The sequence below is a fragment of the Marnyiella aurantia genome (genome assembly GCF_014041915.1).
GTDB classification, from domain to species: domain Bacteria; phylum Bacteroidota; class Bacteroidia; order Flavobacteriales; family Weeksellaceae; genus Marnyiella; species Marnyiella aurantia.
Window position 1 is genome coordinate 725677 of sequence record NZ_CP059472.1, and the last position, 23594, is coordinate 749270.

Annotated in this window: 20 protein-coding genes and 1 tRNA gene; 12 read left to right on the plus strand and 9 right to left on the minus strand. The window is 44.0% G+C overall.

The features are described 5' to 3' along the window. Positions 1-2: 2 nt before the first annotated feature. From H1R16_RS03350 to H1R16_RS03360, 3 genes are read right to left on the minus strand one after another with little or no spacing between them, the layout of a single operon-like run. Positions 3-3149, minus strand: coding sequence for an efflux RND transporter permease subunit (locus H1R16_RS03350; protein ID WP_181887401.1), 3147 nt, complete (start codon positions 3147-3149; stop codon positions 3-5). 9 nt (positions 3150-3158) lie between these two features. After that, the gene (locus H1R16_RS03355) at positions 3159-4388 is read right to left on the minus strand and encodes an efflux RND transporter periplasmic adaptor subunit (protein WP_181887402.1); all 1230 of its coding nucleotides are present in this window, start codon (positions 4386-4388) and stop codon (positions 3159-3161) included. A gap of 1 nt (position 4389) precedes the next feature. After that, positions 4390-4833, minus strand: coding sequence for a transcriptional regulator (locus H1R16_RS03360; protein WP_181887403.1), 444 nt, complete (start codon positions 4831-4833; stop codon positions 4390-4392). A gap of 367 nt (positions 4834-5200) precedes the next feature. Here H1R16_RS03360 and H1R16_RS03365 point away from each other — a divergent pair. From H1R16_RS03365 to H1R16_RS03380, 4 genes are all read left to right on the plus strand, one after another. Then, a tRNA-Ser gene (locus tag H1R16_RS03365) sits at positions 5201-5285 on the plus strand. A 220-nt stretch (positions 5286-5505) separates the two neighbouring features. Continuing rightward, positions 5506-6018 carry a hypothetical protein gene (locus tag H1R16_RS03370; RefSeq protein ID WP_181887404.1) on the plus strand — a complete coding sequence of 171 codons (513 nt, stop codon included), beginning with the start codon at positions 5506-5508 and terminating at the stop codon, positions 6016-6018. A gap of 69 nt (positions 6019-6087) precedes the next feature. After that, complete coding sequence (locus tag H1R16_RS03375) at positions 6088-6303, plus strand: DUF2007 domain-containing protein (RefSeq protein WP_181887405.1); 216 nt, start codon at positions 6088-6090, stop codon at positions 6301-6303. Positions 6304-6369: 66 nt separating this feature from the next. Then, the gene (locus tag H1R16_RS03380) at positions 6370-6882 is read left to right on the plus strand and encodes a GNAT family N-acetyltransferase (protein WP_187350461.1); all 513 of its coding nucleotides are present in this window, start codon (positions 6370-6372) and stop codon (positions 6880-6882) included. Here the strand turns inward: H1R16_RS03380 and H1R16_RS03385 are convergent, their stop codons facing one another. The 6 genes from H1R16_RS03385 to H1R16_RS03410 all read right to left on the minus strand — a co-directional run bounded on the left by H1R16_RS03385 (position 6883) and on the right by H1R16_RS03410 (position 14243). Further along, positions 6883-7470: a DUF2911 domain-containing protein gene (locus tag H1R16_RS03385; protein ID WP_181887406.1), complete on the minus strand. Its 588-nt coding sequence runs from the start codon at positions 7468-7470 to the stop codon at positions 6883-6885. 109 nt (positions 7471-7579) lie between these two features. After that, a complete protein-coding gene (locus H1R16_RS03390; RefSeq protein ID WP_181887407.1) occupies positions 7580-8179 on the minus strand; it encodes a hypothetical protein in 600 nt (199 codons plus the stop codon). A gap of 376 nt (positions 8180-8555) precedes the next feature. Continuing rightward, positions 8556-11738, minus strand: a complete 3183-nt coding sequence (gene carB, locus H1R16_RS03395) for a carbamoyl-phosphate synthase large subunit (protein ID WP_181887408.1) — start codon at positions 11736-11738, stop codon at positions 8556-8558. A gap of 34 nt (positions 11739-11772) precedes the next feature. Further along, positions 11773-12132, minus strand: coding sequence for a four helix bundle protein (locus H1R16_RS03400; protein WP_181887409.1), 360 nt, complete (start codon positions 12130-12132; stop codon positions 11773-11775). Further along, positions 12125-13231, minus strand: coding sequence for a carbamoyl phosphate synthase small subunit (locus tag H1R16_RS03405; protein ID WP_181887410.1), 1107 nt, complete (start codon positions 13229-13231; stop codon positions 12125-12127). Before H1R16_RS03405 ends, H1R16_RS03400 begins: the two co-directional genes overlap by 8 nt. 121 nt (positions 13232-13352) lie before the next feature. Beyond that, positions 13353-14243 carry an aspartate carbamoyltransferase catalytic subunit gene (locus H1R16_RS03410; RefSeq protein ID WP_181887411.1) on the minus strand — a complete coding sequence of 297 codons (891 nt, stop codon included), beginning with the start codon at positions 14241-14243 and terminating at the stop codon, positions 13353-13355. Positions 14244-14498: 255 nt separating this feature from the next. On the opposite strand from H1R16_RS03410, the gene H1R16_RS03415 reads away from it, so the two are divergent. The 8 genes from H1R16_RS03415 to H1R16_RS03450 all read left to right on the plus strand — a co-directional run bounded on the left by H1R16_RS03415 (position 14499) and on the right by H1R16_RS03450 (position 23559). Further along, a complete protein-coding gene (locus tag H1R16_RS03415; RefSeq protein ID WP_181887412.1) occupies positions 14499-14915 on the plus strand; it encodes a transposase-like zinc-binding domain-containing protein in 417 nt (138 codons plus the stop codon). A gap of 153 nt (positions 14916-15068) precedes the next feature. Further along, positions 15069-16388, plus strand: coding sequence for a hypothetical protein (locus H1R16_RS03420; protein WP_181887413.1), 1320 nt, complete (start codon positions 15069-15071; stop codon positions 16386-16388). An 88-nt stretch (positions 16389-16476) separates the two neighbouring features. Further along, entirely contained in the window at positions 16477-18075 is a 1599-nt protein-coding gene (locus H1R16_RS03425) for an MFS transporter (RefSeq protein WP_228451090.1), read from the plus strand. Between the two features lie 86 nt (positions 18076-18161). Next, on the plus strand, positions 18162-18389 hold the full coding sequence (locus tag H1R16_RS03430; RefSeq protein WP_181887414.1) for a DUF6814 family protein: 228 nt from the start codon (positions 18162-18164) through the stop codon (positions 18387-18389). Between the two features lie 60 nt (positions 18390-18449). Then, on the plus strand, positions 18450-18644 hold the full coding sequence (locus tag H1R16_RS03435) for a hypothetical protein (protein WP_181887415.1): 195 nt from the start codon (positions 18450-18452) through the stop codon (positions 18642-18644). Then, on the plus strand, positions 18637-21288 hold the full coding sequence (locus H1R16_RS03440) for an ATP-binding protein (RefSeq protein WP_181887416.1): 2652 nt from the start codon (positions 18637-18639) through the stop codon (positions 21286-21288). Before H1R16_RS03435 ends, H1R16_RS03440 begins: the two co-directional genes overlap by 8 nt. Beyond that, on the plus strand, positions 21288-21650 hold the full coding sequence (locus tag H1R16_RS03445; protein ID WP_181887417.1) for a response regulator transcription factor: 363 nt from the start codon (positions 21288-21290) through the stop codon (positions 21648-21650). The genes H1R16_RS03440 and H1R16_RS03445 overlap by 1 nt, the downstream gene beginning before the upstream one ends. A gap of 10 nt (positions 21651-21660) precedes the next feature. Next, on the plus strand, positions 21661-23559 hold the full coding sequence (locus tag H1R16_RS03450; protein ID WP_181887418.1) for an AMP-binding protein: 1899 nt from the start codon (positions 21661-21663) through the stop codon (positions 23557-23559). The last annotated feature ends 35 nt before the right edge of the window (positions 23560-23594 follow it).

A 23594-nucleotide genomic window follows, 5' to 3' on the forward strand; every position in this document is an offset into this window, starting at 1 on the left:
TACTATTCGCTTAAGTTGACTTTATCCTCTTTTATAGGAACTATTCTTTCATGCAGCGCCTGGAAGATTACAAAAAGCACGGGAATGGCCAGAAGTCCGAAGAAGGTCCCAATCAGAAGACCCATGGCCGCACCGGTTCCGATGGACCTGTTACCCACCGATCCGATACCGCTTGCAAATACCAGCGGCAGCATCCCAAAAATAAAGGCGAATGAAGTCATCAGGATAGGTCTTAACCTGGCTTTCGCTGCATTAATGGCAGACATGGCAAGAGTTTCACCATGATGACGGCGCTGCAGGGCAAATTCAACAATAAGAATTGCATTTTTGGCCAGAAGACCGATAAGCATGATGATGGCAATCTGGAAATAAATATTGTTTTCCAGACCGAAAACCCGCTGTCCAAAGTAGGCTCCAATTACCCCCAGCGGTAATGAGATGATCACCGCAAACGGAAGGATATAACTTTCATACTGCGCTGCCAGGATGAAATAGACAAAAATGAAGCTAAGCAGAAAGATGATATAGGTTTGAGACCCGGCACTCATTTCCTCCTTGGTAAGGCCGGTAAATTCCACATCATAATCACCGGGAAGGTTGCCAGCTGTTTCCTGTACAGCCTTAATGGCATCTCCCGTGGAAAATCCTGGATTGGTAGATCCGCTGATACTTACAGAGGTAAAAAGGTTATAGCGCTCAATAGACTGCGGACCGAAAGAACGTTGCAGTGTAAGGAACTGCGATATAGGTGCCATAGCTCCACTATTGGTCTTTACATACAGTCCGTTCAGGTTGTTCGGAGATTTCCTGTTGTCCGGAAGCGCCTGTATCATTACCCGGAACTGCTTACCGTATTTGGTAAAGTCAGAAGAATAAATCCCACCGATATAACCCTGCATGGTACTCAGGATATTATTTACTGATACACCACTTTCCTTGGCACGCGGCACGTTGATCACCATTTCGTATTGTGGATAATTCGTATTAAAACTTGTAGAGGCAAACTGAATTTCCGGTCTCTGCATAAGTGAACCTATGAATTCCTGAGTCACCGCATTAAGCTCTGTTAATTCTCCACCTGATTTATCCAGCAGCACTGCCGAGAAACCGTCGCTTTGACCGAAGCCGGGAACACTTGGTGGTGAGAAAAATACGATTTTAGCATCCGGATAATTTCCAGCCAAACCAAAAAGTTTTTTGGTAATAGTTTCTACATCCTGACCGTCTTCTTTACCTCTTTCGTCAAAAGGTTTAAGTCTTATAAAAGCCTGCCCTACATTGGAACCCTGTCCTGACATAAATCCACGGCTGGCTGTAAAAGTTACATTCTGAACACCGGGAATTTTCCGCGCTTCTTCCTGCAGATCCTTCAGCACATTGTAGGTACGCTCCATGGAGGAACCCGGAGGCAACTGGATATCGGTAAAGATAATCCCACGGTCTTCCTTCGGAATAAACCCTGTAGGCATTGTGGAATTGGCCCACCAGAATGTCAGGGCACCGGCGGCAAATATAAGCAGGGTAATCCACTTATGGCGCAGCAGGTATACGAAGGACCGGCCATACTTATTTGTCACCGCGCGGAAACCAATATTGAATTTCGCGAAGAACTTCTGCCCGAAATTCATGTCAGAGTAAGCTTTATGATGATGTGCCGACGGCTTAAGGAAAAGGGAACATAAAACCGGACTTAACGTTAAAGCGTTTACTGCAGAAATCAGGATTGCAATGATAAGCGTGATACCGAACTGCTGATAGAAAACCCCTGTGGGTCCCTGCAGGAATGTAACCGGAATAAATACCGCCGCCATAACCAGCGTGATGGAAATAATAGCACCGGTAATCTCGTCCATGGCCGAAACAGTTGCCTTCTTCGCATCGGTATATCCCTGTTCCAGTTTCGCGTGAACGGCTTCCACTACCACAATGGCATCATCCACCACAATACCGATAGCGAGAACGAGTGCAAAGAGCGTAAGCAGGTTCAGCGAATAGCCCAGTAAATTCAGGAAAAATAAAGTTCCGATAATGGACACAGGTACCGCAATGGCCGGAATCAAGGTTGAACGGAAATCCTGCAAAAAAAGAAATACTACCAGAAATACCAGAATAAAGGCTTCAATAAGCGTTGTGATTACTTTACTGATGGAGGCCTCCAGGAAGTCATTGGTATCAAAGTTAATGCTGTAGCCAATGCCTTCGGGAAGTGTTTTTTCGGTTTCCTCGAGTAAGATTTTAATGTCCTTAATGATATTCTGAGCATTGGAGCCCGGAGTCTGGAAAATACCCATACTTACCGAACGTCGGCCGTTATTTTCGCCAATACCGCCGTAGGAAAGCGCATCCAGTTTAATATCGGCTACATCTTTCAGCCTAAGATATTCACCGTTGCCCAGAGCACGTACCACAATGTTTTCATACTCTTCCACCTCGTCATGTTTTCCTTTGTAGGTAATTACGTACTGGAAGGAGCTCCCGCTGTTTTCGCCCAACTGTCCGGCAGCTGCCTCACGTGACTGCTCACTGATGACTTCTGAAACTTCTGAGGGCTCCAATCCATAGGCCGCCATTTTAGCAGGATCCAGCCAGATTCTCATGGAATAGGTTTTTCCGCCAAAAGCCGAAGCATCACCAACACCATTGACCCTTTTTATGGCCGGAATAATGTTGATGTTCATATAATTCTGCAGCCATACCTCATCCAGATCGGGATTGGAGGTATAAAAGGAAAGGAACATCAGCGCACTGGTCTGTTGTTTGTTCACCTGCACACCCGAACGTGTAACCTCGGAAGGCAGCAAAGGCAAAGCCCGCTGCACCTGATTCTGCACGTTAACCGCGGCAATATCCGGGTCGATGCCCTGTTTAAAAAATACCTGAATAGAAGCCGAACCGTTGTTTCCGGCCGAAGAGGAAATATAATCCATTCCTTCTACCCCGTTCACCTGCTCTTCTATCGGAATGATTACACTGTTCATCACGGTTTGCGCATTGGCACCCGTATAATTGGCCGAGATCCGGACCGTTGGCGGCGCGATATCCGGATACTGTGTCACCGGCAGGGCCACAAGACCCAGGATACCGAGGATGACAATCAGGATGGATATAACCGTGGAAAGTACCGGTCTGTTTATAAATTTTTTAATCATACCAGTTACTTAGAATATTGGCTTTATCGAATTCACAATGTCGTCAAACTTAACCGGTGTTGGTTTTACAGGAGTTCCCGATTTCAGTCCACCTGTTCCCTCAGCTACTACAGTTTCACCTTTTCTGGCACCACTTTTAATGATGACCATATTTCCGGCGCGGTCTGTAACATCGATAACAGCGGATTTAGCAGTATCCTTCTCTACCTTATACACATAAACAAGGCCCTGCTGCTCGTAGGTGGCACTCTCCGGAACTACCAAAACACCGTCGTAAAGACGCGGAACGCGGATGGTTCCACTGTTGCCATTGCTCAGCAGTTTATCAGGATTAGGAAGCGACACACGGAACTGAATACTTCCGGTAGCAGGGTCAATAGCCCCTGTCACCGCTTCTATCCTGCCTTTTTCCTTGTAGACTTCGCCATTGGCAAGAACAAGTTCCACCAGCGGCATATTTTTAAGCTTTTCTGCCATTGACGAACCATATGAGTTTTTCAGAAAGTCAAGATATTCTCTTTCGTTCATGGAGAAATAAGCGTAGAGACCGCTTGTGTCCGAAACTGTGGAAATCGGCATCGGGTCAGACGGTCCTACAAGACTTCCGTTTCTCATGTTAATTTTGCCCAGCACACCCGAAATCGGAGATCGGATTACAGAATAGTTAATGTTTTCGCGCACACCCTGATAGGTAGCCTGCGCCTGAGAAACACCGGCACCGGCCTGCTGCTTGGCGGCGATGGCCTGCTGAAGCTGGGCCTGAGCCCTGGCCAGGTTGGCCTGTGCGGTTTGCAGCTGTACGGAACTGATAATATTTTTCTCGACCAGCGGACGAAGTTTGTCCACTTCAACCTTTGCGGCGTTTACCCCGGCCTGGGCAGCAGTCACACTGGCTTGTGCGGCAGAAACATTGGAGCGCGCCGCACCGATTCCGGCATTAGCAGCGGCTGCGGTCTGACTCAATGAATTGGTTTCGAGACGGAAAAGCGGCTGCCCTTTGGTTACATACTGACCTTCATCTACCAGAACTTGCGTTATATAACCCTGAATCTTCGCTCTCACCTCATTGTTCACACGACCCTGAATGGAGGCCGGATATTCTGAATAGGCGGTCACATTACGCGTTTCTACCTGTACTGTAGAAACTGCTTTCGGACCCTGTGGCGGTTTGTCGTCGGTTTTCTTGCACGCAGTCACAGCCAGGGCTGCAAGACTGAAAAGTATTATTTTGTTCTGCATTTTATAGTTTGCTTAATGAATTCTTGATATTGTTGATGTTGGTGGTCATAAGCTCTTTGTACACCATATACTTATCATCACTTTGCCCGCGGAATTCCTGAATACTGTCCAGAATTTCAATTTCCTTGCTCAGGCGCTCAATGATTTGGGTATAGCGCAACTTCAGGAAGTTATCGTTGACCACAAAATAGCGCTTCCTTTCGTTGATTTTATTGAAATCCTGAATGAGCTGCATTGTAAACAGAATGCTGATATTGGACGAAACCGAACTTTTGCTGGCACAGAAAATCTCAACGAACTCATCAAAACTGATTCCCTTCTTCTCGAAGTCGAAGAGCAGGTAGGCATAAATCTTGGCCGCAAGTGGCGGCAGGTTAAAAGTTTCGCTGTAAAAGGTGACCAGATTCTGGAAAATCTGCTGGTCAATCTTCAGGGTTTTGGGCATTAAATCGGGCTTATTCCACAAAAGTAATAAATGGTTCGGGAAAAACCGAACCATATTGTAGTAATAGATGAAATCAGTTAGCGTCAATTTTGAATTGTGGATGTTGGATTATGAATTTTGAATATTTGAGTAATTGAGTATTTGAGTATTTGAGTATTTGGCTACTGGCGACATGGTTACGGGGTAATTTAATTATCTGTCGCGAGGAAAAGTAAAACACTCCTCCACTCCAAACCACCATTGACCAACCACTAACTACCAGTCACCAGGCACCACCTCAACCGACAAAAAATTTTTTACAGAAATATTTTGCAGGTTTTGGGAAGAAGTCTATATTTGCACCACTGAAAACAGCAGACCAAAACCTGGAGAAATGGCAGAGTGGTCGATTGCGGCAGTCTTGAAAACTGTTGACTGTAACAGGTCCGGGGGTTCGAATCCCTCTTTCTCCGCAAAGAAAAACCGAAACTCACGTTTCGGTTTTTTTTATTTCGCTGGCGTCAAAAGTTCAGCTTTTGAAAGTGGGCAGAAATAAAAAAAAAGCGTTTCGGGCGCATTGGCTTTCTTTGCACATTCCCGAATAGGATCGCCCCAAGCTAAGCTTTCCATTTCCGCAAAGTAGATCCCATTAACGCCTTGTTTCGGGAAAAACTGAAATTAATATGTTTTAATATGTCTAAAAGAAATTTGATTAAGAGGTTAAAATGGTATTATCCAATGGAAATGATGCACGCGCTTATCACCTTTCCATTAATCGCGGTCTGGCTGATTTTTAACAAACCGTTTTCCGATATACTGTTTCTGCTGTATGGTCTGGTACTTTGTATTTCCATTTTGTATCAGGGGCAACATTACTGGAAGCTGAAACTTTATACGCTCACAGGACGGACTTTTGACCGGAATAAAAATTTAAACTTCTTCAGAAACTCAAAAAGGAGTAATCTTGTGATGATTGCTTTGATACCATTGGTATTGGTGATCCAACTTTATCTTAATAACTGGACGCTGAACGGTAATTTAATGTTGTGGGCCATTATTGCGAATGTATTCGGAATTTTGGAGCACATCAATTATTATAACAGGCAGCTTATGGTAGACAATGCGTCAGACCTAAAATACATTTTAAATAACAAAAAATTAAAGACTGCCAGTTTAGCCAAGGATTTACTGGAGAATAAATTTTAAAGCAAGTTCACAAAGCCTACTATTCAGCATTAGAAATTTTCGCTAAATTAGTCCTCAAAAATTCAATCTATGAAAAATCCGGTGCCCGTTTTTGAAAGTGAATCAGAAAAGGAAATCAGCATAATAAAGGCGTTGCTGGAAGATGCAAAAATAGCCGTCACAGATTCCGGAGCAGATCATCCCAAGGAAGATAATGGTCTGGCTACCCTTTTTGTAGATCTTCCTGACGAAGCGAAGGCTTTTGAAATCATCGACGCCTGGCTTCAGGAAAACCAAAGCGAATAGATAGTCACCATCGCCTCTTTTCTCTTTCCTCTTTTTACTTGTTTCTTTTTACTTTTTACTTTTATATTGTCTCTTACTCCCACCCTCCGAAAAGCAAATCCAGACGATGCTCCAATAATCTGGGACATCCTGAGCGGCGCCATACAACTGCGAAAAGAACAGGGCTCCGCGCAGTGGCAGGACGGCTACCCTAACCTGCAAACCGTAGAAAACGATATTGCGCAGGACCAGGGTTATGTTTATGATTCCGGCGACGAACTCATTGGATATGTAGCCATTATTCTAAACACTGAACCGGCCTACGATGAAATTGAGGGCCAGTGGCATAGCGATGGTGATTTCTATGTAGTTCACCGCCTGGCGGTAGCCCGTGAGACGGCCGGAACCGGCGTGGCAACTTCCATTCTGAAAGAGGTTGAGCATCTTGCGCTTAAAAACAAAATTTTCAGCATCCGCGCCGATACCAATTATGATAACGCAGCCATGCTGAAAATCTTTAATAATCTGGATTACGTGTACTGTGGCGAAGTGTACTTCCGCGGCAGCGCACGCAAAGCTTTTGAGAAATTATTGCGATAACTATTTCTCACGCTCAATCGTATTGATTTCGCGCAGTTTTTCCACTATCCGTGAAACCGCCTCAGGCTTGGCCACCTTCACCGGAACCGTCACCCTGGTCATGTCCCATTTAATCACCATATCCAGGGCATGATCATCAACAGGGTTAAGTTCAATCTCAAACCATTCCTGCTTTTCAGTCATTTTCTGAACCGGCACGGATACCTCCGATACATTCAGTTTTTCATCGTATTCATAAGCGCCCCACTGTTGGGCATCTTTATTTAAAATGATTTTCCATTCCTTGTCGGTTGGGTTTATAAACAGACCATAGGTTCCGGCGGGTACTGTTTTACCGCCAAAATTTACAGCCTGTGCGAAAGTTACTTTGGTAGCACCGTTGGCACCGGCTCGCCACACCTTTCCGTAAGGCACAAGTTCGCCTAAAACTTTACGTCCTCTAACGCCGGGCCTGCCATAATCCACTGTAATTTTTGATGTTGAAAACTGCTGCTCAACCGTCTGTCTCGGGCTCTTTGCGGGCAGGCTGTACTGCGCGTACGCCGAAAAGGAGGCTACAATAAATGCGCTTACTAATAGTTTCTTCATGATATATTTTTTTTTAAAGATAGAAAATTTCGCAGGAAAGGAGAACCACATTCAGTCGGAGTTTTTTTACTGGCTTAAAACTTTGCCAAAGTTTCGAACTTTGGCAAAGTTATATTTCGTAATCATTTTCGCAACGATGTAGATATTTAAAATTGTCGACTGTTCCAAATACTGTCAGGACTTCATCTGCCTGCACTGCTGTTTTTGATTCTGAGATGATTCTCCTAAAGGACGAAAATCGATACTCCTCCATGTTTTCGCCTATATTTATAGGGTTTCTATGAATATATACTATAGCTTTTCGAAGGTAATCCTCCGAAGTAATACGCTTTCTTTTGAAAGGCCTTTCGAATATACTTCCGTGCCGATTGTGGTCCTTGTTAAAAGCTTGCGTGTAACTACTGATCAGCTTAGCAAGCTGTTTACTTGCTATTGACTTCTCTGCATGGAGACCCTGCTCAACTTTGCCAAAGTTTGGAACTTTGGCAAAGTTGTTTTCAGTCCACTCCTTTATTCTTATCACGAAATGAAAATGGTTAGGCATCAGACAGTAGGCATATATCTCAGCAACGGGTAAAAGATATAATGAAACTTTCTGGAGAAAGAAAAGCCTGTTATCATCATTTAAAAATACCTCCCCACCATTAATGCCGCGATTGAATATATGATAAAAGAATCCAGGTTCCAGGTTGTCTAATCTAATGTCCATCACTTTCTTTCAATTAGAGTTCAACTTTGCCAAAGTTTGGAACTTTGGCAAAGTTATTCTCGTTAATAATCTTGGTATCTGATATTGTGGTCAGACTACCTTGAACTTAACATTTACCCGGTAATTTATATTAAATGCATTGACTTATGATTTTCAGCTAATGTTTCAAATATAAATTTGGTAACAAAAAGTTACGATAAATATTTAACCAATCTACAAATTTGGGAAACGTCAGGCCAACACCTCAGTTTTAATTATACAAAACAAGTATCATACGGGAATTTAATTAATTCCCTTTCGTGAATTATTTCGCCAACATTCCAACCAAAAAAACGCGCCCTGTGGGGCGCGTCCTGATTTATATATCTCATTAGATTTACATCTTCTCCATCTTAAAGCTCATGCTTTCAATCACCTTCAGAATGGCTTCTACAGTATCCATGGACGTAAGACACGGCACACCGTTCTCCACCGAAGTTCTCCGGATCTGGAAACCGTCTCTTTCGGATTGTTTTCCTTTGGTCATCGTGTTTACGATGTACTGAACCTTGCCGGTCTGGATCAGGTCGATGAGATTGATCTCCGGGTTTTCCTCAATCTTGTAACCGATCTTAGTGCGCACACCACGTTCTTCAAAGTAGTTGGCCGTTCCCTCGGTGGCCCAGATCTTAAAGCCAATTTCCTGAAAACGTCTGGCGATTTCACAAGCGTCTTCCTTGTCCTTATCGGCCACGGTAAACAGGATTGCGCCGTGCAGCGGCATCTTGCGGCCGGAACCGATAAGGCCTTTGTACAGTGCTTTCTCCAGCGTGGTGTCTTTACCCATTACTTCACCTGTAGACTTCATCTCCGGTCCCAGGGAGATGTCCACTTTGGTCAGTTTCGAGAAGGAGAATACCGGAACTTTTACATAAACTCCTTCCTTTACAGGTGCTAAACCGGATTCAAATCCTAAATCTTTCAGTTTCTGACCCAGAATAACCTTCGTAGCCAGATTGGCCATAGGTATTTCAGTGATCTTTGAAAGGAAAGGTACTGTCCGGCTAGACCTTGGGTTTACCTCAATCACATACACTTCGCCATCGGCCAGAACAAACTGGATGTTCATAAGGCCAATTACATTGAGGCCCAGCGCAAGTCTTTCGGTGTAATCAACAAGAGTATCAATCTGCTGCTGGGTGATGTTCTGAGGCGGATAAACAGCGATGGAGTCACCGGAGTGAACACCGGCTCTCTCAATATGTTCCATAATCCCCGGAATAACGACGGTTTCACCATCGGAAATGGCATCTACCTCCACCTCTTTACCGGTAAGGTAACGGTCGATAAGAATCGGGTGCTCCGAATTTTCCTTTACGGCGTTGGTCATGTAGTAATCCAGTTCTTTCTCGTCGTAAACGATTTCCATCGCACGGCCGCCCAGTACATAACTTGGTCTTACCAATACCGGGAAGCCGATTTCATTGGCAATCACTAGCGCTTCTTCTTTTGTGAAGCAGGTTTTACCCAACGGTTGCGGAATACCCATTTCCTGCAGGGCCGCTTCAAACTTGTTACGGTTTTCGGCGCGGTCCAGGTCTTCCAGTGAAGTCCCGAGGATCTGAACACCGTGAGCAGCTAACTTATCAGCCAGGTTAATTGCTGTTTGTCCGCCAAACTGCACTACTACACCTTTAGGTTTTTCAAGTTCTATGATGTTCATTACATCTTCCTCGGTAAGCGGCTCAAAGTAAAGTTTATCCGAGATAGAGAAATCTGTGGAAACAGTTTCGGGATTATTGTTGATGATGATAGCCTCGTAACCCATCTCCTTTATTGCCCATACGGAGTGAACTGTCGCGTAGTCGAACTCCACACCCTGACCGATACGGATTGGTCCGGAGCCAAGAACGATAACCTTCTCGCGGTCAGAAGGGATGCTTTCGTTCTCTTCCTCATACGTTCCGTAAAAGTACGGTGTAGCACTTTCGAACTCAGCGGCACAGGTATCGACCATTTTATACACCGGCATAACACCGTTGTTCTTTCTGAAATCGAATATAGCCTTCTGGTCAGATTCCCAAAGATGGGCGATATGTAAGTCGGCGAAGCCTAATTTCTTGGCCTCAAGAAGTATTTCGGTATTGAATTTATTATCGGTTATTGTTTTTTCGAAGTCGATCAGTTTCTTGATCTTCCAGATAAAAAACTTGTCGATTTTACTCCACTCCACAATCTTTTCCCAATCGTAGCCTCTTCTTAAAGCATCGCCGATGATGAAAAGACGTTCATCATCACAAACGCGGATCCGTCTTTCAATTTCTTCTTCGGTCAACGCTTCTGCCTGTTTTGTTTTCAGACCGATATGTCTGAGGCCTGCTTCCAGTGAGCGGATGGCCTTTTGCAAAGACTCTTCAAAGTTACGGCCGATGGCCATTACCTCTCCCGTAGCTTTCATTTGAGTTGAAAGTCGGCGGTCGGCAGTTTCGAATTTATCAAAAGGAAACCTTGGGAATTTGGTTACCACATAATCAAGAGCAGGCTCGAAACATGCGTAAGTCTTTCCTGTTACCGGATTCATGATCTCGTCCAGGGTAAGTCCTACCGCAATTTTAGCTGCGATCTTGGCAATCGGATAACCGGTGGCCTTACTGGCCAATGCCGATGAACGGGAAACTCTTGGGTTTACTTCAATGATATAATAGTCGAATGAGTGCGGATCCAGAGCCAGCTGCACGTTACAGCCACCTTCAATTCCCAAAGCACGGATAATTTTAAGTGAAGAATTCCGCAGCATCTGATATTCACGGTCGGAAAGTGTTTGCGAAGGCGCCACAACGATCGAATCTCCGGTATGGACACCCACGGGGTCGATATTTTCCATATTGCAGACCACGATGGCGTTATCGTTTTTATCGCGCATCACCTCATATTCTATCTCCTTGAAACCAGCAATTGATTTTTCGATCAGACACTGGGTTACAGGCGAATATTTCAGTCCGAAACTAGCGATTTCCTTAAGTTCATCGTCATTATGGGCAATTCCGCCGCCGGTTCCACCCATGGTGAAGGCAGGACGTACGATTACGGGATAACCGATATTATGTGCAAATTCAAGAGCGCCCCGAACGGTATTTACAATGTCTGAGTCCGGCACAGGCTCGTTAAGTTCGCGCATAAGCTCGCGGAAAAGGTCACGGTCTTCAGCCTGATTGATGGCTGATAGTTTGGTACCTAATACTTCCACTTTGCACTCCTCCAGGATTCCGGATTTCTCCAATTCCACAGCCATGTTCAGGCCGGTCTGTCCGCCCAGTGTGGGCAGCAGCGCGTCGGGACGCTCCTTACGGATGATATGGCTCACGAAGGGGAGTGAGATAGGCTCAATATACACTTTATCGGCAATTTCAACGTCCGTCATAATAGTGGCGGGGTTGGAATTGATAAGGATTACCTTATAGCCTTCTTCCCTAAGGGCCAAACAGGCCTGGGTTCCGGCATAATCAAATTCTGCCGCCTGCCCAATAATAATTGGACCGGAGCCGATAACAAGTATAGTTTTTATGTCGTTTCTTTTCATTTTTATTTAAGATTCAAGAGCCAAGAACCAAGATTCAAGACTTTAATTGAAGGTTATTTTTAAAGGAGTATATCATTCTTTGAATTTCGGACACCTCATTTAATAGTTCATTGGCTGTCTCTGCGTTCAGTAATTCAAGTTCTTTGGCCAAGATCAGTTGCGTCTGGATCTCAAAGGCAGAACCAAGTGAAATTGCCAGAAAATGGTTGAACTCCCTGTCGCTGTTTCTACCCGAGCCCTCCGCTATATTTGAAGGAATTGAGACTACAGCGCGTTTCATTTGAGAGATTAAACCAAATTTTTCGTCAGAAGCAATATTCTGCGAGGTCAGATAAATCTTTTTTGCAAAGCCAATAGACTTTTGCCAGAAAACCAATCTCTCAAAATTATGCATATTCTTGATTCTTGGCTCTTGGCTCTTGGCTCTTAAAGCCATGCATTAATTCCAGGAATTCATCAAACAGATAATTGGCATCCTCCGGGCCGGGGCTGGCTTCGGGGTGGTACTGTACGGAGAAGCAGGGGTGGATTTTATGTTTCAGTCCTTCATTGGTTCTGTCGTTCAGTGCGATGTGGGTTTCCTCCAGGTCAGTGTTCTTCAATGATTCCTGATCTACGGCATAACCGTGGTTCTGCGAGGTGATGGCCACTTTATTTTTCTGAAGGTCCAACACCGGATGGTTGCCACCACGGTGACCGAACTTCAGTTTGAAAGTTTTCGCTCCACATGCCAGTGCGATAAGCTGGTGGCCCAGGCAGATTCCGAAAATCGGAACTTTACCAAGCAAACCGTTGATGAGTTCTGAAGCACCTTTTACATCTTCCGGGTCACCGGGACCATTGGACAGCATCACACCGTCCGGGTTCATAAGCAGGATTTCTTCAGCGGTTACATCCTGCGAGACAACAGTAACATCGCAGTCACGCTGGGTAAGCTCGCGAAGAATCCCCAGTTTGGAGCCGAAATCTACAAGCACCACTTTCAGCCCTCTTCCCGGACTTGCATAAGCAGTTTTTGTAGAAACGCTGGCAACCTGATCAGTTGGGAAAGTGGTATTCTTCAGGCTCTCAATTACTGTACTGTCATCTGCATCACTGCTCACTATCTTTCCTTTGAGCACACCTTTGCTTCTTAGGATGCGGGTAAGTCTTCTTGTATCGATCCCACTGATACCTGACAGGTTCTTCTTGGCAAAAAACTCGTCCAGGGTAAGCTGGTTACGGAAGTTGGAGGGCAGGTCGCATAGCTCCTTTACAATCAGTCCTTTGATCGCTGGTTCAATGCTTTCGTAATCGTCACGGTTAATACCATAATTTCCGATGAGCGGATAGGTCATGCAAACTATCTGTCCGCAATAGGACGGATCCGAAATAAGCTCCTGATAGCCAGTCATACCGGTGTTGAACACCACCTCGCCATCGGTTTCCAGGTTGGCCCCAAAACCGGTACCGTGAAACACCTCCCCTGATTCTAATATTAATTTCTTTTTCATTCTTTTTTAGATGTGAGATTTCAGACTTCAGATTTCAGACTGAAAAACTCTTATTCCTGCTTATTATAAACCCTGATATCAGACTGCTGACATCCGACATCTGATATCTGATATCTAATTTCTATTTAAACTTAAACCCTTTCTCTTCCAGCGCTTCTTTCAAGATTGCCATACGTGCATATACACCATTTTCCATTTGCTTAAAGATACGTGAGCGGACACTTTCCACAAGTTCATCTGCGATTTCAACGCCTCTGTTAATGGGTGCCGGATGCATAATAATTGCTTCTTTCTTCATTGCTTTCTCGCGGTCCAGGGTGAGACCGAACTTTTTATGATATGACTCCAGTGAAATTTTCATTTTTTCACCGTGTCTTTCATGCTGGATGCGAAGCAGCATCAAAACATCCACTTCCTTTACAAGGTCGTCTATGGGCAGATAGGTACCATTGATAATCGTGCCCTCGTCAAACCACTTTTCCGGACCGGAAAAATAGACTTTTGCACCCATCTTCCTTAAGGCTTCAGCGTTTGAATTGGCTACACGGCTGTGTTTCACATCGCCCACGATGCCCACTTTCAGGCCTTTAAATTTTCCGAATTCCTGATGAATGGTCATCAGGTCCAGAATAGTTTGTGTAGGATGGTTTCCACTGCCATCGCCACCGTTGATAAGCGCTAACTTGACATCTTTAAGTTCCTCATAGTACTTGTCCTTTCCGTGGCGTATTACTGCCAGATTAATGCCCAGACTTTCCAGGGTGCGTACGGTGTCGTAAAGAGATTCACCTTTGTTTACAGAGCTGGAGGTTACATCAAACGGAACTACGTTAAGTCCCAACCGGCGCTGTGCGATATCAAAACTTGTTTTTGTACGTGTGCTGTCTTCAAAGAACAGGTTGGAGACGTAAATTTCGTCAGCAGCCTTCAGCGTGTTGCCCTGAGCAAATTCTTCCGCGGTTTTCAGTAAAGAGTTGATCTTTTCTACCGTTAAGTCTGTGGTTGTTAGCATAGTTCTGTAAGTTAAGGTCAAAAAAAAACGAAGCCAAAGGACTTCGTTAAATAAAATAAATATGGTAGTTACCGGCATCGCTGCCTTTGTGTAAATCGTCTAATGGAAATGTTCTTTTCATTAGCTGCAAAGATATAATTTATATCGGAAAATAAAAACAGTATTGGGCTAAAATAGAGTCCATAGTAAACCAACGTGACAAAAAACATACATCATTATGCTAATTTGATATATATTTGCTAAAAAGATATAGTTATGAGCAACATCTGTCCTAAGTGTCTGCAGGAAAATGTGGTTAAAAGCGGTATCGTAAAGGAAAGACAAAGGTTCCTTTGCCGCAACTGCAATTACTATTTCACAGTAAAAAAGCTGGGGAAACAGATTGATGACTATTACGTTACCAAGGCGTTACAACTCTATTTGGAAGGACTCTCCTACCGCGAGATTGAGCGAATCCTGGGTGTTTCGCATGTTACAATAAGTTCCTGGATTAAGAAATACAACATTAAGAGGCCGCCACATTCGGAGTTTCATACCACGTACAAAGTCTTTAAGCAGAGTGAGCTGCTGGATTTCATGAAACTGGAAGATAACCTTAAAGGTTCCGGACTGATTATTACTGAATTTGGCGATAAATACATGATGATCAAGTGGGAACGTTTCAAAAAGTAAGATACAAACACATAAAATCCCCTCAGGTTAACAGGATCAATACTCCAACATTTCGAACTATACCTTTAGCATAAATATATATTGAATTTCTTCAAATAGATTTTTAGTTTCACTTTCGTTCTGTCAAAGAAACACACTAAAAATTATTTCCCAATGAAGAAATCCACCGTTTTATTAGGAATCCTTCCAGTTTTACTACTGAATATTCCGCTGAAAGCACAGGACACGGGTTCCACTTCAGACCTTTTAAAAAGAATTGAAGCTCTGGAGGCTGAAGCCAAGAAACCTAAAGAGTGGGACGTCTCCGTTTACGGTTGGGTTAGAACAGAATACAGTTTCGACAGCCGACAATCTGCTTATTCCAGAGAATATAACCTTAATCTGTATCCTTTGGATGAAAAGCTGGATGCCAACGGAAAGGACATTAATGATACCGGTGCAAGCAATTTTCTGGCAATTACTTCACGTGTTGGCGTCAGATTCAGAGGTCAGGATGTGTGGGGAGCAAAAGCCACCGGAAATATTGAGGCCGACTTTTTCGGAAATACTGAACTCAATAAAACCTCAGCAGGCTCCGGAAGTTCGGGATTGCTTCGTTTGCGGCATGCTTCCGCGACCCTTACCTGGCCAAAAACAGCCGTCACTTTCGGGCAGACCTGGTATCCCACATTTGTTCCCGAAGTTTTTCCAGGGGTTGCTAATTTCAATACCGGAATTATGTTCAATCCTTTTGGTTGGGCTGGACAGGTAAAGGTTACTCAGAAAATCACACCGGAATTATCCTTCAGTCTTGTAGCTTATAAGGACCGTGAATTTCAAACGGCAAATGCGCTGGGTGCTTCCACGAACTCCGCTACCTTCAATTCCGCAATCCCAACAGTTCATGGACAACTGCAATACAAAGGCAAAACCGTTACAGCCGGTGCCGGTGCGGAATATCAATCCTTAAAGCCTGTTATAGAGTCTGGTGGCTTAGCCTCAGATGAGCATGTAAATTCAGAAATGTTTTTCGGCTATTTTAAGTATGCCAACGATAAGATTATTGCCAAAGCCTACGGCATCACTGGTGGAAACCTGCATCACTTAGTAATGATTGGAGGTTTTGCAGGCTATGACAACCCTAATAATCCCGAATCTTACAAACCCACTAAAACTTCCGCTTTTTGGTTCGACGTTGCAAGTGCACATCCTAAAATAGCACCCGGTGCGTTTTTCGGTTACACCAAAAATTCCGGAGTTGATGCCGGCTACAAAAATCTTTATGTGAGAGGCATGTCCGGCAGCAGAATTCTGGATGATGTTTGGCGCGCCTCTGCTCGTGTGGACTTCAAGCAGAACAAATTCAACATTACCCCGGAAGTGGAATATACCGCAGCGAATTGGGGTGATACAAGCCGCACAGCTACTGCAGAAAACAACATGAAAGCTGTTGGAAATCTGCGCGGTACACTTAGAGTTATGTACTCTTTCTAGGTTATAGAGTATCCGCACAAAAAATCTTAAGAAAAACCTTACCCGCTTGATCGAAGAGAAATTTCAATAAAAAAAACCAAATACAGTCATGAGCAAAAAATTTAAAACCCAGCACGAGCATGATGCTTACGTCGCAGAGAAAAAAAAGAACAAAACGATTTGGGGCGTTATTATGGCCTCATCTTTAGGAACTCTTATTGAATGGTATGACTTCTATATTTTCGGAAGTTTAGCAGTGGTATTGGCCACAAAATTCTTCCCGGCAGATAACCCCACTGCGGCATTTCTCTCTACCCTGGCCACCTTTGCAGCAGGTTTCGTAGTAAGACCTTTCGGTGCACTGTTTTTTGGCAGACTGGGAGATATCATCGGCAGAAAATACACCTTTCTTGTTACCCTACTCATTATGGGTTTCTCCACATTCCTGATCGGTTGTGTACCCAGCTTTGAAACCATTGGTTATGCGGCTCCCGTACTGGTTTTAATCCTCAGACTTTTACAGGGACTTGCCCTGGGTGGCGAATATGGTGGCGCTGCAACCTATGTTGCCGAGTACTCCCAGCCTCACCGACGAGGCTACTGGACGTCCTGGATTCAGACTACCGCAACCGCCGGACTGTTCATTTCACTGATTGTAATTCTGGTAACTAAAACATCTTTAACTCCTGAAGAATTTGACGGATGGGGCTGGAGAATTCCGTTCTGGATTTCAATCCTGATGGTGGGTGTATCCTATGTGATCCGCAGAAACATGAAGGAATCACCACTGTTCGCAAAGGCTAAAAAAGAGGGAAAAACCTCAACCAATCCGCTGAAAGAAAGTTTTGGTAACAAACTCAACTTTAAATTTGTATTGCTAGCTTTATTCGGAGCCGTAATGGGTCAGGGTGTCATTTGGTACACCGGTCAGTTTTACGCCATGAGTTTCATGCAGAAAGTAATGAATCTCGAATCGGCGCAGGTAGATTCTATGATGGCTCTGGCGCTCTTCCTGGGAACTCCGCTCTTTATTCTCTTCGGGTGGCTGTCCGATAAGGTAGGACGAAAACCCATTATGATGATTGGTATGTTGATCGCCATCATCGCCTACAGACCCATCTACAAAACAATGTACAATTCCGTAAACATAGAAGAAAAGGTGCTGGGACCCAAAGGTCTTGTAGAGAAAAGAACCGCCATTGCACATGAAAAAATTGCCGGCGACAGCCTTATCAGTTTTCATACCGAAAAAACCTTTACCGACGGCACCTTACTGAAACGCGACAGTATAGTACATTGGGCTGCCACCGGACCGGTAATAACCAACGGAAAAGCGGAAGCGCCTTTAGTAAAAGAAAGCATCACGGTGAATCCGGATACCCGATGGTTACTCATATTCCTGGTGTTTGTACAGGTGGTCTTTGTAACAATGGTTTACGGTCCTATAGCAGCATTTTTGGTGGAGATGTTCCCCATCCGCATCCGCTACACCTCCATGTCGCTGCCTTATCATATCGGTAACGGAATCTTCGGCGGACTGCTGCCGGCCGTGGCAACTTACCTGGTGACCTCGGGCAAAGATGCAGGGCATCCGGAATGGTATCTCCAGGGACTTTGGTATCCGATTATTGTAGCCGCCGTCTGTTTGGTCATTGGTACGCTATACCTGAAAACCAAGAACAAAAGTCTGGAAGAAGACCAGCATTAAACAGAATAAGACAGCTTCCGGAGATCCCTTCAAGCTAAACCAGCCTCACGGTTTCCGGAATTTCATTAACTTTAAAAAACAATAAAATGGATTCAGTAAAAAAAATATTAGGAATTGTATGGCTGCTGCTCGCAGTGGTGGTAGCATACTATGGTTTAACAGTCTTCGGACTTCCGAAAATAATGTCGGACAAGCAGGAAGACAACGTTTTTGGATGGATTATCCTGGTCATTCTGGTGCCTATCATCGTGGGCGGACTGGCCGTTTTTGGCTGGTACTCATTCAAAGGGGAATATTCTGAGGATAAGATCTAAAGCGGCCCATGCCAAGATGAATGGCCATTAAATCATATACTGATCTTTCCAAATTTCCAAATGAAAAACAGACACAAACAAAAACTGGTTATTTTGAGCATCACATTATTTGTGATGCTCAATGCACCGGTTTTACTTCTGTTCAACGGCACAAAGTCTTTCATGGGCCTGCCAGCTATTTATGCCTACCTTTTTGCGGTATGGTTTGCCTCCAGCTTACTGTCATTTTTAATATTCCGGAAGTATAATGAGTAGTCCGATTTTATTTTTGCTCGTCATCCTGTCTTTGGGGCTGCTTTTCTTTATCGCTTTCTGGGCGGAAAAAAGGAAGAGCAATTTCTGGGTAAACAATCCTTACATCTACTCCCTTTCATTAGCGGTGTACTGTTCGGCGTGGACATATTACGGCAGTATAGGCGTGGCTTCCAACCAGGGTTTGGAGTATCTGGCAGTTTACTTAGGTCCGGTAATCATCATTCCTTCCTGGATTTATATTAATACCAAAATTATCAGGATATCGCGGGTTCATAAAATAAGCAGTATTGCCGATTTCATTTCTCTGCGCTATGGTAACAGCCGGTTTCTGGGAGCACTGGTCGCAATTGTATGTATGCTGGCGGTAATTCCATACATCGGACTTCAGATTAAAGCGATCTCCGATACCTTTCATTTAATGACAGCTACGGCAAATTCGGATAATATTTTTCTTGATACCGCAACCTATGTCGTGGTGATTATCGCCATATTTTCCGCCTATTACGGAACTAAATATGTGGATGCTTCCGAAAAAAGACTGGGGATTATTTCTGCAGTAGCGTTTGAAAGCTTCCTGAAACTGATCTTCTTTATTGTACTGGGGATTTTTGTGGTGTACGGCGTATTTAACGGTTTTAATGATATCTACGAACAAGCTTCCAAACTTCCTGATTTTGCTCAGAAAAATACCATCAACGGTTTAGAAGGCGGCTTTAATTTTTTTCTGATGAGCATGCTTTCCATGACGGCGATTTTCATGCTTCCAAGGCAGTTTCACACAACCATCGTGGAAAACAGAACAGAAAAGCACCTAAAAACAGCGATTTGGTTATTCCCGCTTTATTTATTGCTGATGAATATCTTCGTGTTTCCGATCGCTTGGGGTGGCAAGATCCTATTTTTAGGCGAAAATGTTAATCCGGAGTTTTATTCGATCCTTATTCCGCAGAAATTCGGGAATATACTAATTGCCGGAATGGTATTTCTGGGCGGCTTGAGTGCCTGTATTTCCATGATTATTATTTCGAGTATTTCACTGTCTATAATGCTGTCCAATAACATTATTATTCCCTACGGCTGGCTAAACAGTTTGAAAACCGAGACCGAATATTCCAACAACAGAACGATCGTCAATATCCGCAAATTCAGTATTTTCTCATTGATTATCGTTGGATTCCTGTTCTACAAATTCCTCATTAGCAGTGCATCCTTATTTTCTGTGGGACTTATTGCTTTTGTGATGATTGCACAGCTGGCACCTTCATTTTTTGGTGCGATTTTCTGGCGGCGGGGGAGCTTCTCCGGCGCGGTAAGTGGCCTAATTGTGGGTATGTTGATCTGTTATTTCAATCTTATTTTGCCCCATTATTTCGAAACTACTTATCAGAATTCAGCAGTATTTAATTTTTTTAAACTGAACTATCTTTCGCCGGTTGCCAATGTTTTTTTCTGGAGTTTGCTTATAAACAGTGGACTTTTTATGATCGTTTCGTCCCTCACCGCGGGTAATTACAGAGAAAGAAACTTTGCGGAACTTTATGTTGACATTAACGATTATATTCAGAATCATGAAAACGCCTATATCTGGAAAGGCACCGCCAACATTTCCGATATCCGCAAAATTCTGACCCGCTTTTTAGGTGAGAAAAAAACCCGACAGGCGCTGAAGATCTTTAATCTAAAGTACAATATTTCTGATGAAAACGACAGTGCAGATTCGCGATTCATTAAGTTTTCAGAGAATTTACTCAGCGGAAGAATCGGTACTGCTTCAGCTAAAATATTAATTGAAGGGGTAACTCAGGAGGATAAAATTACCTTGCCTGAGGTTCTTAAAATTCTGGAAGAATCAAAAGAGAACATCTCCATGAACAAGCAGCTCACCGAGCATTCGCAACAGCTGAGCAAACTTTCGGAAGAGTTGCAGAATGCGAATGAAACACTGGTGATAAAAGACAAACAGAAAGACGATTTTCTGGATTCCGTAGCACACGAACTGCGCACTCCCCTTACCGCCATCCGCGCAACCAGCGAATTGCTTTTGGATGATGAAGATATGCCTGCAGAGATTAAAAAAGACTTTTTGGGCAATATTATTTCCGAAAGTGACAGGCTTGCCGAAATCATTAATGACATCCTGTACCTGGATAAACTGGAAGCCGGAACTATGCCGCTTAATATTGACAGGAAAAACATAGTTGAAACCTACCATAAATCACTAAAACCTTTACTGCACCTGTTTGATCAGAAACACCTGCACCACTCCGAAGTGAATTTACTTAATAATGAAACTTATGAATATGATGAGATGAAGATGATTCAGGTGTTCCAGAATATCCTGGGGAACGCACTGAAATTCACCAATGAACAGGGAATGATACAGACTAAATTGCAGGAAAAAGAAGGCAGACTAAAGATATCGGTTTTCAATACGGGAAAAATGATTCCGGAAGAAGATCTGGAGTTCGTTTTCGAAAAGTTTTACCAAAGTAAAAATCAGAATCTCCTGAAACCTGTAGGGAGCGGTTTGGGACTGGCAATTTGTAAACGGATAATTAATGCGCATGGCGGAACCATTAAAGCTAAAAACAAAGAAATCGGGGTAACCTTCGAGATTTTTTTGCCCACTAAAAATGATACATAATGAAAAAGATACTAATTGCAGACGACGAACATAAAATTATAATGACGCTGGAATATGCCTTCCGCAAAGCAGGTTACGAGGTATTTATCGCGCGGGACGGCTCCGAAGTATTGGAAATCCTGAAAACCGAAATTCCGGATATTATTCTGCTCGATATTATGATGCCGAACGTGGACGGATATACTACCCTGGCAGAAATCCGAAAGAACGAAGCTTATTCCAATATAAAAGTCATATTCCTTTCAGCAAAAAGCGGTGAGGGCGATATTGCCCAAGGATTGGAACTGGGTGCCGATGCGTACGTTACAAAGCCCTACTCCATTAAAAAACTTACAGAACAGGTAGAAAATCTAATTAAATAAAACTGAAAATATGAAAGCGCAGGAAATGTTCCGCGAAAGTGTGGACAATAAAGAAGAATTTTGGGCAGCACAGGCCGAAAATATTGAATGGTTCAAAAAACCGACCCAAATACTTACGAACGACGGTGAAAACTATCCGACCTGGTACACAGACGGAGAGTTAAACACCTGTTATCTGGCTCTGGACAAGCATATTAATGATGGTTTCGGCGATCAGGCAGCTATTATTTACGATTCACCGGTAACCTCCAGAATCATTAAATACACCTACAGCGAAGTTCGGGAAAAGGTTGCTAAACTGGCGGGAGGATTGCAAAACTTAGGGTTGCAAAAAGGCGATACCGCTATTGTTTATATGCCTATGATTCCCGAGTCATTATTTGCCATGCTGGCATGTGCGAGATTGGGCGTAACGCATTCCGTGGTTTTTGGTGGTTTTGCACCTACAGAACTGGCCATCAGGATCGATGACTGTAATCCGAAAGCCATCATTACCGCAAGTTCCGGTATGGAGGTGGCGCGCCGGATTCCGTATTTGCCTTTTGTTAAAGAAGCCATTTCACTTTCCGAGCACAAACCCGAGCATATTGTTGCGTTCGACCGCAAACTGTTGGGCAACAGAATTAATCATAAAGCTGACGGTCTGACTGATTTTGATAAACTGATCGCAGAATCGGAACCTGTGGAGTGTGTCCCCGTAGAATCTAACCACCCACTCTATATTCTTTATACCTCTGGAACCACCGGAAAACCAAAGGGCGTGGTTCGCGACAATGGAGGTCATGCAGTCGCGATGAAATTTGCGATTAAAAATATTTACGGCGCAAATGAAGGCGAAACCTTCTGGGCCGCCTCTGATATCGGTTGGGCTGTGGGCCACAGTTTCTCGGTTTATGCTCCGCTCATCAATAGAAACACTACGGTTATTTTTGAAGGAAAACCTATTGGCACTCCGGATGCTGGTACTTTCTGGCGTGTCATTGAGGAACATAAAGTTTCGGTCATGTTTACCGCTCCTACGGCAATCAGAGCTATTAAAAAAGAAGATCCTGAAGGCGAGTTTGTAAAGAAATACGATTTATCTTCCCTCAGAACCCAGTTTTTGGCCGGCGAACGCTGCGATGTGGCTACCTTGGACTGGTACGAGGAATTTGTGGGCGTTCCCGCAATTGATCACTGGTGGCAAACCGAATCCGGCTGGCCGATGTTGGGCTTAATGCCCGGTGTGGAAGATGTTAAAATTAAACGAGCCTCCGCAGGAAAACCAATTCCCGGTTATGACATCAAAATTTTCAGCGAAGAAGGTTACGAACTGGAAGCGCACCACGAAGGATATCTGGTTATTAAACTTCCGCTGGCTCCGGGAGCCATGACCGGAGTTTGGGGCGATCCCGAACGGTTTAAATTCGGCTATCTCTCCAGGTTTCCGGGATATTATTTCTCCGGTGATGGCGCGATTAAAGATGAAGACGGTTATGTGTTCGTTACCGGACGCGTGGACGATGTGATTAATGTGGCCGGACACCGGCTTTCCACCTCAGAAATGGAGGAAGTGGTATCGGCGCACAAGGAGGTCGCCGAATGCTGCGTGGTGGGAATTGATGATGATCTGAAAGGTCAGGTTCCTTTTGCCATCGCGGTCTTAAAATCGGGCTCCAAAGCAGATCAGGAGCAGCTGGAAAAGGATATTGTGAATTTGGTAAGAGAGAAAATAGGCGCAGTGGCCTGTCTTAAGAATGCCATGGTCGTAAACAGACTTCCGAAAACACGTTCCGGAAAAATTTTAAGAAAACTGATCCGCACCATGCTGGATGGGAAGGAATACCAGATGCCATCCACCATAGATGATGAATCCATTGTGGAAGAACTTCAGCAAATGATGGACTTGTATAAAAAAGAAAAAATCTAACTTAGATACCTGAACAGGATTTGGCTACCCAGGCT

What these genes read in the sequence shown, in the direction of transcription:
- H1R16_RS03350 (WP_181887401.1), bottom strand. Translation starts at nt 3,149, where the DNA reads ATGATTAAAAAATTTATAAACAGACCGGTACTTTCCACGGTTATATCC.
- H1R16_RS03355 (WP_181887402.1), bottom strand. Translation starts at nt 4,388, where the DNA reads ATGCAGAACAAAATAATACTTTTCAGTCTTGCAGCCCTGGCTGTGACT.
- H1R16_RS03360 (WP_181887403.1), bottom strand. Translation starts at nt 4,833, where the DNA reads ATGCCCAAAACCCTGAAGATTGACCAGCAGATTTTCCAGAATCTGGTC.
- H1R16_RS03370 (WP_181887404.1), top strand. Translation starts at nt 5,506, where the DNA reads ATGTCTAAAAGAAATTTGATTAAGAGGTTAAAATGGTATTATCCAATG.
- H1R16_RS03375 (WP_181887405.1), top strand. Translation starts at nt 6,088, where the DNA reads ATGAAAAATCCGGTGCCCGTTTTTGAAAGTGAATCAGAAAAGGAAATC.
- H1R16_RS03385 (WP_181887406.1), bottom strand. Translation starts at nt 7,470, where the DNA reads ATGAAGAAACTATTAGTAAGCGCATTTATTGTAGCCTCCTTTTCGGCG.
- H1R16_RS03390 (WP_181887407.1), bottom strand. Translation starts at nt 8,179, where the DNA reads ATGGACATTAGATTAGACAACCTGGAACCTGGATTCTTTTATCATATA.
- carB (WP_181887408.1), bottom strand. Translation starts at nt 11,738, where the DNA reads ATGAAAAGAAACGACATAAAAACTATACTTGTTATCGGCTCCGGTCCA.
- H1R16_RS03400 (WP_181887409.1), bottom strand. Translation starts at nt 12,132, where the DNA reads ATGCATAATTTTGAGAGATTGGTTTTCTGGCAAAAGTCTATTGGCTTT.
- H1R16_RS03405 (WP_181887410.1), bottom strand. Translation starts at nt 13,231, where the DNA reads ATGAAAAAGAAATTAATATTAGAATCAGGGGAGGTGTTTCACGGTACC.
- H1R16_RS03410 (WP_181887411.1), bottom strand. Translation starts at nt 14,243, where the DNA reads ATGCTAACAACCACAGACTTAACGGTAGAAAAGATCAACTCTTTACTG.
- H1R16_RS03415 (WP_181887412.1), top strand. Translation starts at nt 14,499, where the DNA reads ATGAGCAACATCTGTCCTAAGTGTCTGCAGGAAAATGTGGTTAAAAGC.
- H1R16_RS03420 (WP_181887413.1), top strand. Translation starts at nt 15,069, where the DNA reads ATGAAGAAATCCACCGTTTTATTAGGAATCCTTCCAGTTTTACTACTG.
- H1R16_RS03425 (WP_228451090.1), top strand. Translation starts at nt 16,477, where the DNA reads ATGAGCAAAAAATTTAAAACCCAGCACGAGCATGATGCTTACGTCGCA.
- H1R16_RS03430 (WP_181887414.1), top strand. Translation starts at nt 18,162, where the DNA reads ATGGATTCAGTAAAAAAAATATTAGGAATTGTATGGCTGCTGCTCGCA.
- H1R16_RS03435 (WP_181887415.1), top strand. Translation starts at nt 18,450, where the DNA reads ATGAAAAACAGACACAAACAAAAACTGGTTATTTTGAGCATCACATTA.
- H1R16_RS03440 (WP_181887416.1), top strand. Translation starts at nt 18,637, where the DNA reads ATGAGTAGTCCGATTTTATTTTTGCTCGTCATCCTGTCTTTGGGGCTG.
- H1R16_RS03445 (WP_181887417.1), top strand. Translation starts at nt 21,288, where the DNA reads ATGAAAAAGATACTAATTGCAGACGACGAACATAAAATTATAATGACG.
- H1R16_RS03450 (WP_181887418.1), top strand. Translation starts at nt 21,661, where the DNA reads ATGAAAGCGCAGGAAATGTTCCGCGAAAGTGTGGACAATAAAGAAGAA.